Genomic DNA, 17,864 nt, shown 5'->3' with positions numbered 1-17,864 from the left:
GGGAGCAGGCCGCTCGGGGACCGGACAGGGTGGGGACATGAGGCACGACGACGAACTGATCAGGCCGCTGCCGGAGTTACTGAGGAGGCATGCGGGCCGGTCGGCCGACCGGGTCGCGTACTCGGACTCCGCGCGGAGTGTGACGTACGGAGAGCTGGAGCGGCGCACGGGCCGGCTGGCCGGTCGCCTGGCGGGGGCCGGGCTCAGGCGGGGGGACAGGGTCGCGATCTGCCTCGGCAACTGCGTCGAGCTGGTGGAGAGTTGCCTCGCCGTCACCAGGGCGAGCGGCGTCGGCGTGCTGCTCAACCCGCGCTCCTCCGACGCGGAACTCGCGTACCTGCTGGCGGACAGCGGCGCCTCCGTGATCGTCACGGACCGGGCGCACCTCGGGCAACTGACCCGGCTGAGCGCCGAGTTGAGCCCCGAGTCGGGTCCCGAGCACGGTCGGCCGCGGGTGCTGCTCACCGGTACGGGGCCAGTGCCCGCAGACGCCCCCGACGGGACCGTGCTCCTCGACGCGGCGGCCGAGGCCACGGACGCCGGACCGGCGCGGGACGACCTCGGCCTCGACGAGCCGGCCTGGCTGCTCTACACCTCGGGGACCACCCACCGCCCCAAGGGCGTGGTGTCCACCCAGCGCGCCGCGCTGTCGTCGGTGGCGGTCTGCTACGCACCGATCTTCGGCCTCTCGGCGGCGGACCGGCTGCTGTGGCCGCTGCCGCTGTTCCACAGCTTCGGACACTCACTCGCCCTGCTGGGTGTCGTCGCCGTCGGCGCGAGCGCGTTGATCGCCGGAGAACTGCTTCCGCCCGGCGGCCTGTTGCGCGTACTGGACGAGGCGTACGAGCAGCCCGAGGGTCCGTTCACGATGCTGGCCGGCGTGCCCGCGACGTACCACCGGCTGGTGGCGGCGGCCGGGGAGGACGGGGAGGCCGGGGAGGCCGGGGAGGCCGCCGGGCCTTCGCGGACCGGGCTGCGGCTGTGCGTGGTGGCGGGCGCGCCGAGTGCCCCGCCCCTGCGGCGGGCGGTCGAGGAGATGCTCGGGGCTCCGCTGCTGGACGCGTACGGGAGTACCGAGACCTGCGGGATGATCGCCGTGAACCGGCCGGACGGGCCGCGCGTCGAGGGCTCGTGCGGGCTTCCCGTCCCGGGCGTGGATGTACGGCTCGTCGATCCGCGCTCCGGGAACTCCGAGGGTCGCGGGGACTCCGGTGGCTCCGGGGACTCCGGCGACGAGGTCGCGGACGGGCAAGAAGGTGAAGTGTGGGTGCGTGGACCGGGCCTCATGACCGGATACCACAACCAGCCCGAGGCCACGGCGGCCGCACTGAAGGACGGCTGGTACCGCACCGGAGATCTGGCCCGCCGCGGTGAGCACGGTCATCTCACCGTCACCGGCCGGGTCGGCGAACTGATCATCCGGGGCGGCGAGAACATCCACCCCACCGAGATCGAGCAGGCGCTGCTGCGCTGCCCCGGGGTGGCCGACGCCGTGGTGGTGGGTGCTCCGGACGAGGTCCTCGGTGAGGTTCCGGTGGCGTTCGTGGTGCCGGGGCCCGACGGGCTCGACCCGCGGCGCGTGCTGCGGGACTGCCGCACCCTGCTGTCCGACTACAAGGTCCCGACGGAGATACACGAGATCGCCGCCGTCCCGCGCACGGCATCCGGCAAGATCGCCCGCCACGCGGTTGTGCCGGGTCTGGCCCGGCCGGCGCCCGATCTCCGCTTCATTCCTGAAGTCTCCAGTAATTCAGAGGCCATAGCGGTCCCGGAGGCCACAGAGGCCGTAGCGGTCCCGGAGGTCACAGGGGTCATAGCGGTCCCGGAGAGTCCGGAGATTCCGAACGCAAAGGCCCCGGCGTCGGCTCCTGAGTTGCGTGAGCAGCTCGCGCCCCTGCCCCTGGAGGAGCGCGAGCGTGTGCTCCGCGAGGTCGTGCTCGCCGCCACGGCGGAGATCCGCGGCGAGCAGCCGTTCGGATGGCGGGACGCGGACCGCCCCTTCGTCGAACTGGGGCTCACCTCCCTGGGCGCGGTCGCGCTGATCGAGCGGCTGGGCGCGTCGACCGGTCTGCGGCTGCCGATGACGCTGGTCTTCGATCACCCGACACCCGCCGAGGTGGCCCGGTATCTGCGTACCGCCCTCTTCGGGCCCGCGGCCGACGGCGCCGCCGGGCCCGCGGCCGGGCGGAGCCAGGACGACGACGATCCGGTTGTGATCGTCGCCATGGGCTGCCGCTACCCCGGTGACGTCCAGTCCCCGGAGGACCTGTGGCAGCTGGTCTCCGAAGGCCGGGACGCGGTCTCGGGCTTCCCGGTCGACCGGGGCTGGGACCTGGACGCACTGTACGACCCCGATCCGGACCGCCTCGGCACGTCCTACACCCGCAGCGGCGGATTCCTGCACCGGGCCGCCGACTTCGACGCCGGTCTCTTCGGGATCTCGCCGCGCGAGGCACTGGCCATGGACCCGCAGCAGCGCCTGCTGCTGGAGACGTCCTGGGAGGTCTGGGAGCGCGCCGGTATCGACCCGACGTCCCTGCGCGACAGCGACACGGGTGTCTTCGTCGGAGTGATGTACGCGGACTACGCCGAACGCCTCGGCACCACACCGCATGAGCTGGAGGCCCACCTGGGCCTCGGCTCGGCGGGCAGCGTGGCCTCCGGCCGGGTCGCGTACACGTACGGGCTGCGCGGACCGGCGATCACGATCGACACCGCGTGCTCGTCCTCGCTGGTGTCGCTGCACTGGGCGGCCCGGGCGCTGCGCTCGGGCGAGTGCTCGCTGGCCCTGGCCGGCGGGGTCACGGTGATGGCGACACCCAGGTCGTTCGCGATGTTCAGCCGGCAGCGCGGACTGTCGCCCGACGGCCGCTGCAAGTCGTTCTCCTCGTCGGCGGACGGCACCGGCTGGGGCGAGGGAGCCGGCCTGGTCCTGCTGGAGCGGCTCTCCGACGCCCGGCGCAACGGCCACCCGGTGCTGGCGGTACTGAAGGGCTCCGCCGTCAACTCCGACGGCGCGTCCAACGGGCTGACCGCGCCCAACGGCCAGGCCCAGCAGCGGCTCATCACGCGGGCGCTGGCCGACGCCGGACTGCGCGGCAGCGACGTGGACGCGGTGGAGGCGCACGGCACCGGCACCATGCTGGGCGATCCGATCGAGGCGGGCGCGCTGCTGGCCACGTACGGGCAGGGGCGCTCCCCGGAACAGCCGCCGCTCTGGCTCGGGTCGGTGAAGTCCAACCTCGGGCACACCCAGGCGGCCGCGGGGGTCGCCGGAGTCATCAAGATGGTGCTGGCCATGGAGCAGGGCGAGTTGCCGGCGACGCTGCACGTCGAGAAGCCGTCGCCGCATGTGGACTGGTCCTCGGGCCGGGTGGAACTGCTGACCGCCGCCCAGCCGTGGCCGTCGTCCGACCGGCCGCGCCGGGCGGGCGTGTCGGCGTTCGGGATCGGCGGGACCAATGCCCACGTGATCCTGGAACAGGCGCCCGCGCAGGCGCCGTTGAACCGGTCCGAGCCCGATCCCGAGCTCGATGCGTCCCCGTCCCTGTCCTCCTCTCCCTCCCCATCCCTGTCCGCGGGTGCGGCACCGGTCCTGCCCTGGCTGCTCTCCGGAGCCGACGAGCCCGCCCTGCGCGCCCAGGCACGGCGGCTGGCGGCCGAGGTGGCGGCCCGGCCCGGCCTCTCACCCGCCGACTCGGCCGACATCGCCCTCTCGCTCGCCGTGTCGAGGGCGTCGCTCACCCACCGTGCCGCGGTATCCGCGGGCGACCCGGCGGCGCTGCTGACCGCGCTCAGGTCACTCGCGTCTCCGGGCCGGGGCGAGCGCGGCCCCGGAACCGTCCGGGGCATCGCCGACCGTGGCATCCGTACGGCGTTCCTGTTCACCGGCCAGGGTGCCCAGCGTGCCGGTATGGGCCGGGAACTCTCCGCGGCCTTCCCCGCCTTCGCCGCGGCCTTCGACGAGGTGTGCCACGCACTCGACGACCGGCTCGAACGACCGCTGCGCGAGGTCGTGTTCGCGGCGGACGGTTCACCCGAGGCCGCGCTGCTCGACCGTACGGACTTCACCCAGGCCGCCCTGTTCGCCTTCGAAGTGGCGCTCTACCGGCTGTTGGAGTCCTGGGGGATCCGGCCGGACTTCCTGGCCGGGCACTCCGTCGGGGAACTGGCCGCGGCACACGTCGCCGGGGTGCTGGACCTGCCCGACGCGGCGGCGCTCGTGGCGGCGCGCGGCCGTCTGATGCAGGCGCTGCCCGAGGGCGGGGCGATGGTCGCGCTGTACGCGGCCGAGGACGAGGTCGGGTCTGTCCTGGCGGAACTCGGCGTCACGGACCGGGTCGCCATCGCCTCCGTGAACGGGCCCCGCTCCGTGGTGATTTCCGGCGTACGGGACGCCGTGCTCGCCGTCGCCGACATGTTCGCGGAGCGCGGGCGCAGGACCGTACGGCTGCGGGTGAGCCATGCCTTCCACTCGCCGCTGGTGGATCCCATGCTCGACGAATTCCGCCGGGTCGCCGAGGGGCTGACGTACCGGGCGCCGCGGATTCCGGTGATCTCGACGGTGTCGGGCCGCCCGGCCGAGACCGCGGCGGGTGAGTTGTGCTCCGCGGAGTACTGGGTACGGCATGCCCGCCTGCCTGTGCGGTTCGCGGACGCCGTGCGATGGCTCGGCGAGAACGAGAAGGCCGGCGCCTTTCTGGAGCTGGGCCCCGGGCCCGTCCTCACCGCGGCGGCCGAGCAGGTGCTGCCTCCCGGCATCAACGGCGACGGCAGCGGGGACGGCGGCGGCGACGGTCCTGAGTTCGCCGCGGCCATCAGCCGGTCGTCCGGCACTTCCGGGGCGTCGGGCAAACCCGGTGGGTCCGGTAAATCCGGTGGGTCCAGTGAGCCCGGCGGCTCCGGTGGGTCCGGCGAGGGCGGTGAGTCCTGTGAGCGGGAGCCGGAATCCCTGCTGCTGGCTCTGGCCCGGTTGCATGTGCGCGGCGTCGGCGTCGACTGGTCCGCGGTGTTCGCGGACACGGGTGCGCGCCGCGTCGACCTGCCGACGTACGCGTTCCAGCGCCATCGGTACTGGCTGGACGCTCCGCGTACGGACATCGCGGCCGGGACCGACACGCACGAACACCCGTTGCTCGGCCCGGCGTTCACGGTGCCGGACACCGGCCGGACGGTGCTCTCCGGACGGCTCTCGCCCATCACCCAGCCTTGGCTCGGCGACCACGTGATCGGGGAGACGACACTCGTCCCGGCGACGGCCTTCGTGGAGATGGCTGTCCACGCGGGCGACGAGGTGGGCTGCGACCTCCTCGACGAACTCGTGGTCGTGGCGCCGCTCGCGCTGCCCGCCGACACGGGCGTCCGCGTCCAGGTCGTGGTCGGGCCGGCCGACGACTCCGGCCGGTGCCCCGTCGACATCTACTCCCGGCCCGAGGTGGCCGGAGAGGAGTCGGGCACAGACTGGACCCGGCATGTCACCGGGCTGCTGAGCCGGGCGCCTTCGGCGACGGACCTACCGGACGGCGATCTGAAGGAGTGGCCCCCGCAGGGCGCGGCCGAGGTGGAATTCGCCGACGCGTACGACACCCTCGCGGACGGTGGCATCAGCTACGGGCCCGCGTTCCAGGGGGTCCGGGCGATGTGGCGGCGGGGCACGGAACTCTTCGCCGAGGTCCGCCTGCCCGAACAGCAGACCCCGGGCGCTGCCCGCTTCGGCCTCCACCCGGCCCTGCTGGACGCGGCGGTGCACAGCACACTGCTCGCCGCGTCCGGCTCCGGCCCCGGCCTCGACTCCGGGTCGGGATCTGACGCCGATCCCGATCCCGATCCCGATCCCGATCCCGATCTCGATCTCGATTCCGGATCCGGTCCGGTGCGGCTGCCGTTCGCGTGGAGTGGGGTGAGGTTGTACGCCGGTGGGGCATCGGACGTACGGGTGCGGCTGATTCCGACGGGACCGGGGGCCGTCACGGTGGCGCTGGCCGACACCACGGGGCAGCCGGTCGCGGTGGTCGGGTCACTGGTCACGCGGGAGCTGCCGGCCGGACACCTGGGCGCCGCGGACGATGTGGTGCGGCGTGCGTTGCTGCGCCCCGAGTGGACGCCCGTCGACCCGGCCGCCGGCGCCGATGACGGTGCCGGTGCCTGGGCGGTCCTCGGACCGGACGAGTTGGACCTCGGCAAGTACGTTCCGCTGACGGGGAGTTCGGCAGTTCCGGACGTGGTGGTGCACACGGCCCTCGCCCCGACGGCGGACCCCGACCCGGTGTCCGCCGCGCACCGGTTGACCGGCACGGTCCTGGAGACGTTGCAGAACTGGCAGAGCGATCCCCGGGCGGCCGGATCACGGCTGCTCGTGGTGACACGGGACGCCACCGCCCCGGTCCCGGACCTGGCCGGCGCCGCGGTGTGGGGGCTGGTGCGCACGGCTCAGTCGGAGGTACCCGGACGTGTCGTCCTGGTCGACGTGGACGGCCGGCCGGAGTCCCTGCGGTTGCTGCCCGCCGCACTGGCGACCGGCGAGCCTCAACTATCCCTGCGCGCCGGGCAGTTGACGGTACCCCGACTGACCGCAGCCACCGGAGCTGCCGCAGTCACCGGAACCGCTGGAATCGCCGGAGCCGCCGAAGTCACCCGTGACACCCGCGGGTTCGGCCCGGAGGGCACCGTGCTGATCACCGGCGGAACAGGAGCCCTCGGCGCGGAACTGGCCCGGCACCTGGTCACCGGACACGGCGTACGGCATCTGCTGCTCACCGGACGACGCGGTCCGCAGGCGCCGGGTGCCGATGAACTGCGTACGGCACTTGGGGAGTTGGGCGCGGAGGTGCGCGTCGTCGCGTGCGACGCGGCCGACCGGTCCGCGCTCGCCGAGCTGATCAGGGACTGCGAGCCGCCGCTGAGCGCCGTGGTGCACGCGGCCGGGGTGCTCGACGACGGCGTACTGGACTCGATGACCCCCGAGCGGATGGCGGCGGTGCTGCGCCCGAAGGCGGACGCGGCCTGGCACCTTCACGAGCTGACCCGCGACCTGGACTTGTCGGCGTTCGTCCTGTTCTCCTCGGCCTCGGGTCTGCTGGGCCGGCCGGGCCAGGCCAACTATGCGGCGGCGAACTCCTTCCTGGACGCGCTCGCCCACCACCGCACCTCGCTGGGACTGCCCGCCGTCTCCTTGGCGTGGGGACTGTGGGAGCACGACGACGGCATGGCGGCCCAGCTCCGCGAGGCCGGATCACAGCGGGTGCCGAGCCGGGACCTGGTCCAGGCGCTCTCCCCTGAGCAGGGCATGGCCCTGTTCGACGCGGCGCTGCGTACGGACGAGCCCGTGCTGGCGCCGGTCCTGCTCGACCGGGCCGCTCTCCGGTCCGTCGACGGGCCCGTACCACCGCTGTTGCGAGGGCTCGTACGCACCGGTCGCCCGGCCGCCGACTCCGCGTCCGGGACCCGGGCGCAGGACCCGGCGGAGCAGGGAGGGTGGCGCGAGCTGCTGGCCGGGCTGCCCGACGGAGAACGGGAGGGCGCGCTCGCGGAGCTGGTGCGCGGCACGGTCGCCGCGGTCCTCGGATACCCCGACGCCGACGCGCTGCCGACGGGCAGGACTCTCGCGGAACTCGGCTTCGACTCCCTGATGGCGGTCCAGCTCCGTAACGAGCTGAGCACGGCCACAGGGCTGTGGCTGCCACCCACAGTGGTGTTCGACCAACCGACGGCGAATGCGCTCGCCCGCCATCTGCTCGGCCTGTTCGGCGATCCCCTGCAAGCACCGGGGCACGAGCGGGAGCGGGAGCGCGAGCCGGAACGGGCGTCGGAACTGGAGCCGGTACGCGACCCGTTGCCGCCGCCGAGGTCCGAGGCGGCGGACCGGCCGCCGCACACCCTCGCCGCCCTCTACCGCGCGCTCTGCGCGAAGGGCGAGGCGGCCGCAGGCATGCACATGCTGGTCACCGCCTCCCGGGTGCTACCGACCTTCGACGCCGCCGAGAGCCGGGCGCACGCCCTGCCTCCGGTCCGGCGGGCCGCCGGAACTGGCCGCCGTCCCGTGCTGGTCTTCCTCTCCGGGTACCACCCGCCGTTCGCCGTCCCGGGCGGCGAGTTCGCCGGATTCCACCGCTGTTTCGACGGGGATTCGGACGTCCTGGAGCTGGCGCACCCGGGCCTCGGCGCGGGCACCGCGGTACCCGCCGACCGGGAGGTGCTGGCCCGTACCCACGCCGAGACGGTCCTGCGGCACGTCGGCGACCGTCCCTTCGTGCTCGTCGGCGCCTCCACAGGCGGCGCGGTCACCCACGCCGTGACCCGGCGGCTCGAAGACCTCGGCATGCCGCCGGCCGGCCAGGTCCTGCTCGACACGTACCTCGTCGACGACGACAACAGCGGCAAGGACTGGCTGACGGCACTGCCCGCCGCCGTCGCGCCACGCCTGTACGAGGACGCAGGCGTCGCGGCCATGGGGGCGTACACGGGGATCTTCATGGGCTGGGACCCGGAACCGGTCGACACTCCGACCCTGCTGGTACGGGCCTCACGCCCCACCCCGGAGATGGCGGCGGACCCGGACCTGGACCCGCAACCGGACGAGGACGGCTGGCGGGCCACCTGGCCGCTGCCGCACGAGCGCGTGGAGGTCCCCGGCGACCATCTGACGCTCCTTCAGGAGGACGCCCGTACAACGGCGTCGGCGGTCCGCACCTGGATCGACTCCCTAGGTCTCGACCGCGACCGCGACCGCAACCGCGACCTCAACCTCGGCCTCGACCGGGCGGAGGACGGCCGATGATCCCTCTCCTGCGACCGTTCGACTTCCTTGACGCCCTCGACGACCTCGACACCATCGGCACCGCCCCGGAACCCGGAGCGCCCCTCGGCGTCGTCCGCTACACGACACGCGGCCTCGACCCGGCCGTCCGCGACGGGGTGCCCGTGCTGGACCTGCCCATGGTCCACACGCGCGACGGCGGCTTCGTCGAGGTGTGGCCCGCGCGGGGACCCGTGACCTCCGGCGAGCGGGACGGGATCGTCTACGCCCTCGACGGGACGTACATGTTCTGCGCGGGCCGGATCGCCCCGGCCGCCACGTACACCAAGGCCACCCGGGACGCCTATCTGACCGCACTGGACCTGCTGGCCGCCGCCGGATACGGCAGCGTGTTCCGGATGTGGAACTTCATCGGCGACATCAACGCGGACAACGCCGAGGGCATGGAGATCTACCAGGACTTCTGCCGAGGCCGGGCCGAGGCGTTCGAGTCGCGTGCCCTGGACATCCCGCGGATTCCCGCCGCGACCGGCGTCGGCTCCCTCGGCGGTCCCGGTATCGCCTTCTACCTGCTCGCGGGCCGCCCGGACAGTACCGTCCACACCGGCGTCGAGAACCCGCTGCAACTGCCCGCCTACCACTACCCGCGCCGGTACGGCCCGAAGTCACCGCGCTTCGCCCGCGCCACGCATGTGCGATCAACCGCGGAGACAGGGGGCCGGATCTACGTCTCCGGCACGGCGGGCATCCTGGGTCACGAGAGCGTGCACGTGGGTGATGTCGAAGCGCAGTGCCGGGTCACTCTGGCCACCATGGGCCGGTTGCTCGCCCCGGAGAACCTCGCCGCACACGGTCTGGCGGCAGGCCCCCGGTCCGACGGCCACGACGGCCACGACGACTCGGCCGGCCTGGGCAGCGTGCGGTCGGCCAAGGTCTACGTCCGTCGGCACGCCGACCTGCCGACGGTCCGCCGCCTGTGCGAGCGGGCGTTCCCGGCCGCGGCGGAGGTCGCGTACCTCACGGTGGACCTCTGCCGCGAGGAGCTGCTGGTGGAGATCGAGGCGATCGCCGACGGGACGTGATCCCAGGTCCACGACCACGGCGCTCCCGTCACCCGGGCGGCGCCCCGCCCGTCCGCGGGACGCCCCCACCTCGATGTCGGATTCTCGCCAGCCAAGGCCGTGACCATGGCCGATGCTGGAGGACATGGAGAACGGGATGCACACCGACACCGAGCACTGCGTGCGCGCTGTCCAGTCGAAGGACGCCCGCTTCGACGGATGGTTCTTCACGGCGGTGCTGACCACGCGGATCTACTGCCGGCCGAGCTGCCCGGTCGTGCCGCCGAAGCCGGAGAACATGACGTTCTACCCGAGCGCCGCCGCCTGCCAGCAGGCCGGCTTCCGGGCCTGCAAGCGCTGCCGGCCCGACACGAGCCCCGGTTCGCCCGAGTGGAACCAGCGCGCCGACCTGGTGGCCCGCGCGATGCGGCTGATCGCCGACGGGATCGTGGACCGCGAGGGCGTTCCAGGGCTCGCGACGCGGCTCGGCTACAGCACCCGGCAGATCGAACGGCAGCTCCTCGCCGAACTGGGCGCCGGACCGCTCGCCCTCGCCCGCGCCCAACGCGCCCAGACCGCCCGCCTGCTCATCGAGACGACCCCGCTCCCGATGGCCGAGATCGCCTTCGCGGCGGGCTTCTCCTCCATCCGCACCTTCAACGACACGGTTCGCGAGGTCTTCGCCCTCACGCCGGGTGAACTGCGCACCAAGGTCCCCAAGAACGGCGCCAACTTCACCGGCACACCAGGGGTGTTGACTCTTCGGCTGCCTTTCCGGGCCCCGCTCAACCCCGACAACCTCTTCGGCCACCTCGCCGCCACCGCCGTACCCGGCGTGGAGGAGTGGCGCGACGGCGTGTACCGGCGGACCCTGCGCCTGCCCTACGGCCACGGCGTCGTCGCGCTCACCCCGGCGACCCCGACGGCCACCCACATCGGCTGCCGGCTCACCCTCAGCGACCTGCGCGACCTGACCGTCGCCATCAGCCGCTGCCGCCGCATGCTCGACCTCGACGCCGACCCGGTCGCCGTCGACGACCAGCTGCGGACGGACCCGCTGCTCGCCCCGCTCGTCGACAAGGCGCCGGGCCGCCGGGTACCGCGTACGGTCGACGAGCCCGAGTTCGCCGTACGGGCCGTACTGGGCCAGCAGGTGTCCACGGCCGCCGCCCGCACCCACGCGGCCCGCCTGGTCACCGCACACGGGGAAACGGTCGACGACCCCGAGGGCGGCCTCACACACCTCTTCCCGTCCGCCGAGGCGCTGGCCGCACTCGACCCCGAAGCCCTCGCCATGCCGGCCACCCGCCGCACCACGCTCACCTCCCTGGTACGCCAACTCGCCGACGGAACTCTCCACTTGGGCGTCGAGAGCGACTGGGCGGAGAGCCGCGCCCGGCTCCTCGCACTGCCCGGGTTCGGTCCGTGGACCGTGGAGATCATCGCCATGCGCGCCCTCGGCGACCCCGACGCCTTCCTGCCCACCGACCTCGGAGTCCGGCGCGCCGCCCAGGAGTTGGGCCTGCCGTCCACGCCCGCCGCGCTCACGGCACGTTCCGCGGACTGGCGGCCCTGGCGGGCCTACGCCGTCCAGTACCTCTGGGCGACCGACAGCCACCCGATCAACATCCTCCCCGCATAAGGACGTTCAGTGACTTCAGTGAAACAGCACACCGTCATCGACAGCCCGTACGGCCCGCTCACCCTCGTCGCCACCGACGGCGTCCTGGCCGGCCTCTACATGACCGACCAGCGCCACCGCCCACCGGAGGAGACCTTCGGGACAGCCGGGTCCCCCGACGACGCGCCCTTCGCCGAGGCGGTCGAGGAGCTCCGGGCCTACTTCGCAGGCGAGTTGAAGGACTTCTCCCTCCAACTGAGCCTGCACGGCACACCGTTCCAGCGCTCGGTCTGGGAACAGCTCCGTCGGATCCCGTACGGCGAGACCCGTTCGTACGGCGAACTCGCCGACGCCCTCGGCAATCCGAAGGCGTCCCGCGCGGTGGGCCTCGCCAACGGCAAGAACCCGCTGGGGATCATCGTGCCCTGCCATCGCGTGGTGGGCGCGGACGGCAGCCTCACGGGCTACGGCGGCGGCCTGGAGCGCAAGCAGCGGCTGCTGGACTTCGAACGGGGCGAACAGGGGACAGCCCTGTTCTAACCCCCTGATCCCCCTGATCCTCCCGAGTCCCCCTGGTCTTCTTCGTCCTCCCGGAGTCGGTGCAGCAGTGCCGGAAGCGCCGTGCCGATCGGCTCCCGCACCACCTCGTCGGCCCGGTCGTCGTACGGCGTCGGCTCGGCGTTGACGATGATCAGCCGCGCCCCGTGGTCGGCGGCGAGGCCCGCGAGGCCCGCCGCCGGCTGGACCTGAAGACTGGTCCCGACCGCGATGAACACCTGGCACGCCTTGGTGATCGCGAGGGCCTCGCCGAGCACCACGGGATCGAGTCGCTGGCCGAACATCACCGTCGCCGACTTCAGGATGCCGCCGCACTCCAGACACGGCGGATCGTCCTCACCGGCGGCGACCCGCGCCAGCGCGTCCTCCATCGGCGCCTTCGCGTGACAGCCGGTGCACACCACGGTCCGCGCCGTACCGTGCAGTTCGAGCACCTTGCGGGCCGGCATCCCGGCCTGCTGGTGCAGCCCGTCCACGTTCTGGGTGATCACCCGTACCGGCACCCCGGCCCGGGCCAGCTCGGCCACCGCCCGGTGCGCCACGTTCGGCTCGGGCAGCAGCGTCCGGTTCTCGCGCCGCATCTGCCAGGAACGCCGCCGGATCTCGGGATCCTCCATGTAGTACTCGTACGTGACGAGCTTCTGCGCCTCCGGATCCTGCTGCCACAGGCCGTTCGGGCCGCGGTAGTCGGGGATGCCGGAATCCGTGCTGATGCCGGCGCCGCTGAGGACGGCGACGAGGGGCTTGGTCATGGGCCGAGGGTAGGACGCGTGTCCGTATGGGGCGAACGGATATCGGGGCGCGCCCGTCTCCGGGTGCGCCACTGCGGCATCGTCGCGCGTTGATCGAAGGTGTGAAGAACCGTGGTTGTCCCGACGACAGAACCGGGGCGTGGTGTAGAGAATCCCTGACTTCATTTGAGACAGATCTTCATTCGAGTCAGAAGTCAGAGGAGAGCCGTGCTCAGGAGAAGGAATTCGAGGATCCGAACGTCATCGTTCCGGGGCCGAACAGTGCGCGGGGCCGGTGAGGGCAGCGCTTCCCGGCTTCGCGCGTCGAGGGTCTGGATGGCAACCCTGCTCCTGGGCGCGCTGGGTGTGGTCTTCAGCGGCTGGATCGAGACGCTTCCGGGTGAGCTCGTCAGTCCGGAGAGCGCCAGGGACAGGGTTCGCTTCGGCCCGGATTTCTCCGTGTCGACCGACACCATGCTGCTCGACGACGAGGGCACGAGCATGGTCACACGCGGTGATTACCGGCCTTCGCGTGAAGTGCTGCGATTCATGTCGCGTCCGGGAGCGGCGGCGACGGAGGAATTCGGCGATGTGATCCGTTCGAACGGCGGAGTCAAGGTTCAGGACGTGACTCTTCGCATCACGCTCACGGGCCACCGCAATCAAGGCATCAACATTCTTGACATACGTCCGCATATTGTGAAGCGCGAGGCGCCGTGGTCGGGAACATACTTCCGCTCCCCTTCGGAGGCCGGAAGTCCGACGATGAGCATGATGTTCGACATGGACCGCCCTTTCCCCGTCGCGCGTGAAGTCGAGTTCAACGGCGGAGAGTCGCCGGTCCCGGGGAAACCCTTCTTCTCGCAGCGGACGATCACGCTTCGCGACAACGAGCAGCAGGTCGTCCTTGTGAGGGTGACGACAGCTCGTTACTACGTGGCCTTCAAGCTCGACGTGACCTACATGCTGGGCCACGAGGAGAAGAAGACGGTCATTGATGACGACGGGAAGCCGTTTCAGGTGAGCGCACCCCTCGACATGCGGGGGACAAAGGTCCCCTATCGTCGATTTTTCGAGCGGCGGAGTGACTTCTCGCTCTGCCAGCTCAAGCCCGTCGCCCCCGCTGTCGACGGGAGGAGGTGCAGGAATGCGTACGAGTAGGGTGATGGATCACGCACCTTCGCGGCAGCGCCGTCCACGGATTGTTCTGCTTCTCTGTCTTTTTCTCTGTCTTTTCGCCCTGATTCCGGTTTCCTGTCGTCCCGGGGAGCAGGGTGAACCGGCTCAAGAAAAGGTCAGGAAGCCCTCATATTCATGTCCCGGGGCAAACCTGGAAGGTGTCGAGCCCGCGTCGGTGGCCCGGGCGTGGCGGACGGTCGTCGGGCCGGTCCATCGTGCGGCCTGCGAAAGGGACTACTCCCGTGTCGCTCTTCTGATGGGAGGTGGATCCATGGAGCACTTCACGACGGAGAAATGCCAAGGGTGCGCAGCCTCGGATGTCGTGTATATGTGGCGAGAAGAGTTCGGTTTCGACGGGATGGATCTCGCTCGCCTTCTGGAGACCCGGCCTGTTCTGGATCAGGGTGGTGTCACGTACAGGGACGAGTCGGCGGTGGCCGTCTTCGCACGAGGCACCCTTGAAGTGCCGGCTCTGTGGAGTGGATTCTTTGTCGAGTGCGGCCCGGATTCACACTGTGCGGAAATGACAGGCATCGGAGGTCCGGGTCAGCCGACCCGGTGACCGCTTTCCAGTTCCGCGGTCCCCGTACCTTCCGTGAGCACGTCCAGCGCGGTGAGCACCCGGCTGCCCAGGGAGCCCGGCAGGTACTCGGGCAGTTCCTCGCGCGGTACCAGGCGCCAGGACAGCAGTTCCTCTTCCTGGAGGCGGATCGACTTGAACTGCTCGTCCTTCAGGACCCCGCCGTCGTACAGGTACGCCACGATCGGCGGCCGCGCGGCACCCGGCACCCAGTCCACCGCGAGCAGCCGGCCGACCTCCAGGTCCAGGCCGATCTCCTCCAGGGTCTCCCGGTGGGCGCCCTGCCGCGGGGTCTCGCCGTCGTCCGACTCGACGGTTCCGCCGGGCAGCGCCCAGCCCTCGCGGTAGTTGGGCTCGACCAGCAGCACCCGGCCCTCGGCGTCGCGGAAGAGCGCGGCGGCCCCGACGAGGACGCGGGGGAGTCCGGCGATGTACGTGGCGTAGTCAGGAGTCGTCATCGGGAAAGCGTAACCAGGCCGTGAGGCGGCCCGGCCAGGTCACCCGGGGGAGCAACCCTTACGAGGTCACCGCCCCGTCGGCAGGTCCGCCGACTCCGCCAACCGCACCGTCCGCTCGGCCAGTTCACTGATCCGCACCCCGTCGAAGCCGAACACCGCGCTGCGCACCGTGTCCTCCAGCGGGTCCTTCCACCGGGCCGGGATCGCGGCGCCTCCGGTGAGCACACCCGCGACGGAACCGGCGGTCGCGCCGTTCGAGTCGGTGTCGAGGCCGCCGCGCACCGTGAGGGCGATGGTGCGGGTGAAGTCCCCGTCGCCGTACAGGAGTCCGGCCGTGAGGACGGCGGCGTTCGGGATCGTGTGGATCCAGCCGAGCCCCGCCGTCTCCGCCGCGACCGTGCCGAGCGTCTCCTCCCAGCCCAGCCGCGCCTCGTGCAGCGCCCGCACCCGGCACACGGTCCGGGCCAGGCGGCTGCTCGCCGGGATCACCGTGAGCGCGGTGTCCAGGGCCTCCCGCACGGTCGGCGCGGTGAACGCGGCGGCCACCAGCGCCGCCGCCCACATCGCCCCGTACACGCCGTTCCCGGTGTGCGACAGCACGGCGTCCCGGCGCGCGAGGGAGGCCGCGCGACGGGGCCGGCCCGGACTGGTCCAGCCGTAGACGTCGGCGCGGATGAGGGCGCCGATCCACTCCTGGTAGGGGTTGTCGTAGGTCGCGGTCAGCGGTGGCTTGAGCCCGTTGGCCAGGTTCCGGTACGCGGCGCGCTCCGCGGTGAACGTCTGCAGATACGGCAGCCGCAGCAGCCACAGGTCGCCCACCTGCTCCGTACTGAAGCCGAAGCCGTGCGTCTCCAGGAGGTGCAGGCCGAGGATCGCGTAGTCCACGTCGTCGTCGCGGCAGCTGCCGTGGATCCGGCCGCGTACGCACTGGCGCCACTCCGGGCGCAGCACGAATTCGTCACTCGGGCCGACGGGCTCGGGCAGGTAGTCGGTGAGCGGCAGCGCCGCGGCCTGCCGCAGATAGCGGTCGATGCGGTCCCGCGTCCAGTGGTCGCCCTGCTCGACCGGTTTGCCGAGCATGTTGCCCGCGATCCTGCCCAGCCAGCCCCCGAGGACGCGGTCCGCGAGGTCGTCAATGCCCAGAGGCGTCATACACCCGGTGTACCTAATTCCTGCCCGTCCTGCCCGCTTTACGTATATCCGGCACCACACCACATGAGAGGCTCGTCAGGTTTTATTCGTAATGTGAGTCCCGAGTTCAAGGAGTCCCGTGAAGTCGACGAGCCGTACGACCGCCGTTCTGGCGGTCGCCGCCCTCTCCGTGCTGTTCGCCGCCGGTGCGACCCCCGCCCACGCGGCGCCCGCCGAGCCTCTGGTGACCACCGGGGACGTCGGCGTGCGGACGGGGGATCTCGATCTTCTGGAGGACGTGCTGGAGCACATCAGCGTGCCCTTCGGGGGCAGCGGGACGCTGACGCACCAGCTGTACGACTCCCGCGGCACCGACGCCGGCTGAGAATCCGCCGCTGTCCGGGACGTGAGAACGGCCCTGGGCAGCGGCCCCCTCCTGCGGTTAGGGTCGCAGCGGCGCGACTGCCTTGACGTGAGCAAGGCCCGGAGAGCAAGGGGAATGCAAGGTGGCGGACGCTGCAGTGAATCGGACCCGGACCGGACGACGGCAACGGGTGCTCATCGCCGCGGACAAGTTCAAGGGCTCGCTCACGGCCGTGCAGGTCGCCGAGCGGGTGACGGCCGGACTGCACCGGGTCGCGCCGCATGTCGAGGTCGAGGCGCTGCCGGTCGCCGACGGCGGCGACGGCACGGTCGACGCGGCGGTCGCCGCCGGGTTCGAGCGGCGCGAGGTGCGGGTCGCCGGGCCGCTCGGGGGCGAGGTCGATGCCGCGTTCGCGCTGCGCGGCGACACCGCGGTGGTGGAGATGGCCGAGGCCAGCGGGTTGCAGCGGCTGCCGGCCGGGGTCTTCGCACCGCTCACGGCATCGACGTACGGGTCCGGGGAGCTGTTGCGGGCCGCGCTGGACGCCGGGGCGGCCACCATCGTGTTCGGTGTCGGCGGCAGCGCCACGACGGACGGCGGGGCCGGGATGCTGGCCGCGCTCGGGGCGCGGTTCCTCGACGAGGACGGCGAGCCGGTGTCTCCCGGGGGTGGCTCCCTGCGGGAGCTCGCCACGGCGGACCTGTCCGGTCTCGATCCGCGGCTCGCCTCGGTCGACGTGGTCCTCGCCAGTGACGTGGACAATCCGCTGACCGGGCCCAAGGGGGCTCCGGCGGTGTACGGACCCCAGAAGGGGGCCTCTCCCGACGACGTGGCGGTGCTGGACGCGGGGCTGGCCCATTTCGTCGCGGTTCTGGAGAAGGCGATCGGGTCGAAGGCGGCGGAGTACGCCGTCGCGCCGGGGGCCGGTGCCGCCGGCGGGATCGGGTACGGGGCCCTGGTCGGGCTCGGTGCGCGCTTCCGGCCCGGTATCGAGGTCATGCTCGACGTGCTCGGTTTCGGCCCCGCGCTCGAACGTGCCACCCTCGTCATCACCGGCGAGGGCTCCCTGGACGAGCAGACCCTCCACGGCAAGGCTCCCGCCGGGGTCGCCGCCGCGGCCCGCGCCGCCGACAAAGAGGTCATCGCCGTCTGCGGCCGCCTCGCCCTCCCGCCGGAGGCCCTCGGCCGAGCCGGCATCCGCCGCGCCTACCCCCTCACGGCGATCGAGCCCGACGTGGCCCGGTGCATCGCCGAGGCGGGCCCGATCCTGGAGGACGTGGGGGAACGGATCGGCCGGGACTTCCTGATCTGAGGGGGAGGGTGCCGGTCGGGCCTTTCCTCGCCCCCGCCGCCCCTACCCGTCCCATCCCTGGGGGCTGCCGCCCCCAGACCCCCGCAATCGGCCTGAACGGCCTCGTCCTCAAAC

Annotated in this window: 10 protein-coding genes; 7 read left to right on the top strand and 3 right to left on the bottom strand. The window is 72.1% G+C overall.

The genetic code is table 11. From position 1 onward, the window contains the following. Window positions 1–37: 37 nt before the first annotated feature. From AB0I18_RS30850 to AB0I18_RS30835, 4 genes are all read left to right on the top strand, one after another. Window positions 38–8,776 carry a type I polyketide synthase gene (locus AB0I18_RS30850; protein ID WP_363108909.1) on the top strand — a complete coding sequence of 2,913 codons (8,739 nt, stop codon included), beginning with the start codon at window positions 38–40 and terminating at the stop codon, window positions 8,774–8,776. Then, complete coding sequence (locus tag AB0I18_RS30845) at window positions 8,773–9,837, top strand: FkbO/Hyg5 family chorismatase (RefSeq protein ID WP_363108908.1); 1,065 nt, start codon at window positions 8,773–8,775, stop codon at window positions 9,835–9,837. The genes AB0I18_RS30850 and AB0I18_RS30845 overlap by 4 nt, the downstream gene beginning before the upstream one ends. 136 nt (window positions 9,838–9,973) lie before the next feature. Further along, window positions 9,974–11,458, top strand: coding sequence for an AlkA N-terminal domain-containing protein (locus tag AB0I18_RS30840; RefSeq protein WP_363108951.1), 1,485 nt, complete (start codon window positions 9,974–9,976; stop codon window positions 11,456–11,458). An 18-nt stretch (window positions 11,459–11,476) separates the two neighbouring features. Beyond that, a complete protein-coding gene (locus AB0I18_RS30835) occupies window positions 11,477–11,977 on the top strand; it encodes a methylated-DNA--[protein]-cysteine S-methyltransferase (RefSeq protein ID WP_363108950.1) in 501 nt (166 codons plus the stop codon). Here the strand turns inward: AB0I18_RS30835 and AB0I18_RS30830 are convergent. Further along, window positions 11,974–12,747, bottom strand: coding sequence for a Sir2 family NAD-dependent protein deacetylase (locus AB0I18_RS30830; protein WP_363108907.1), 774 nt, complete (start codon window positions 12,745–12,747; stop codon window positions 11,974–11,976). The two genes, AB0I18_RS30835 and AB0I18_RS30830, sit on opposite strands and share 4 nt — an antisense overlap. Window positions 12,748–13,062: 315 nt before the next feature. Between AB0I18_RS30830 and AB0I18_RS30825 the strand changes: the two genes are divergently transcribed. Further along, complete coding sequence (locus AB0I18_RS30825; RefSeq protein ID WP_363108906.1) at window positions 13,063–13,887, top strand: hypothetical protein; 825 nt, start codon at window positions 13,063–13,065, stop codon at window positions 13,885–13,887. A 564-nt stretch (window positions 13,888–14,451) separates the two neighbouring features. Here AB0I18_RS30825 and AB0I18_RS30820 read toward each other — a convergent pair. Both AB0I18_RS30820 and AB0I18_RS30815 read right to left on the bottom strand, forming a co-directional pair. Continuing rightward, the gene (locus AB0I18_RS30820; RefSeq protein WP_363108905.1) at window positions 14,452–14,943 is read right to left on the bottom strand and encodes an NUDIX hydrolase; all 492 of its coding nucleotides are present in this window, start codon (window positions 14,941–14,943) and stop codon (window positions 14,452–14,454) included. A 66-nt stretch (window positions 14,944–15,009) separates the two neighbouring features. Beyond that, window positions 15,010–16,095: an ADP-ribosylglycohydrolase family protein gene (locus AB0I18_RS30815; RefSeq protein WP_363108904.1), complete on the bottom strand. Its 1,086-nt coding sequence runs from the start codon at window positions 16,093–16,095 to the stop codon at window positions 15,010–15,012. 118 nt (window positions 16,096–16,213) lie between these two features. Between AB0I18_RS30815 and AB0I18_RS30810 the strand changes: the two genes are divergently transcribed. Both AB0I18_RS30810 and AB0I18_RS30805 read left to right on the top strand, forming a co-directional pair. After that, complete coding sequence (locus tag AB0I18_RS30810; protein ID WP_363108903.1) at window positions 16,214–16,459, top strand: hypothetical protein; 246 nt, start codon at window positions 16,214–16,216, stop codon at window positions 16,457–16,459. Between the two features lie 169 nt (window positions 16,460–16,628). Further along, on the top strand, window positions 16,629–17,750 hold the full coding sequence (locus AB0I18_RS30805; protein ID WP_363108949.1) for a glycerate kinase: 1,122 nt from the start codon (window positions 16,629–16,631) through the stop codon (window positions 17,748–17,750). Window positions 17,751–17,864: the final 114 nt, after the last annotated feature.

Source organism: Streptomyces sp. NPDC050704 (assembly GCF_040654355.1).
Classification (GTDB): Bacteria; Actinomycetota; Actinomycetes; order Streptomycetales; family Streptomycetaceae; genus Streptomyces.
This window is presented reverse-complemented; position numbering and strand designations above follow the sequence as displayed.

Coding starts and splice junctions, on each gene's coding strand:
- AB0I18_RS30850 (WP_363108909.1), top strand. CDS start 38: ATGAGGCACGACGACGAACTGATCAGGCCGCTGCCGGAGTTACTGAGG.
- AB0I18_RS30845 (WP_363108908.1), top strand. CDS start 8,773: ATGATCCCTCTCCTGCGACCGTTCGACTTCCTTGACGCCCTCGACGAC.
- AB0I18_RS30820 (WP_363108905.1), bottom strand. CDS start 14,943: ATGACGACTCCTGACTACGCCACGTACATCGCCGGACTCCCCCGCGTC.
- AB0I18_RS30815 (WP_363108904.1), bottom strand. CDS start 16,095: ATGACGCCTCTGGGCATTGACGACCTCGCGGACCGCGTCCTCGGGGGC.
- AB0I18_RS30840 (WP_363108951.1), top strand. CDS start 9,974: ATGCACACCGACACCGAGCACTGCGTGCGCGCTGTCCAGTCGAAGGAC.
- AB0I18_RS30825 (WP_363108906.1), top strand. CDS start 13,063: ATGGCAACCCTGCTCCTGGGCGCGCTGGGTGTGGTCTTCAGCGGCTGG.
- AB0I18_RS30830 (WP_363108907.1), bottom strand. CDS start 12,747: ATGACCAAGCCCCTCGTCGCCGTCCTCAGCGGCGCCGGCATCAGCACG.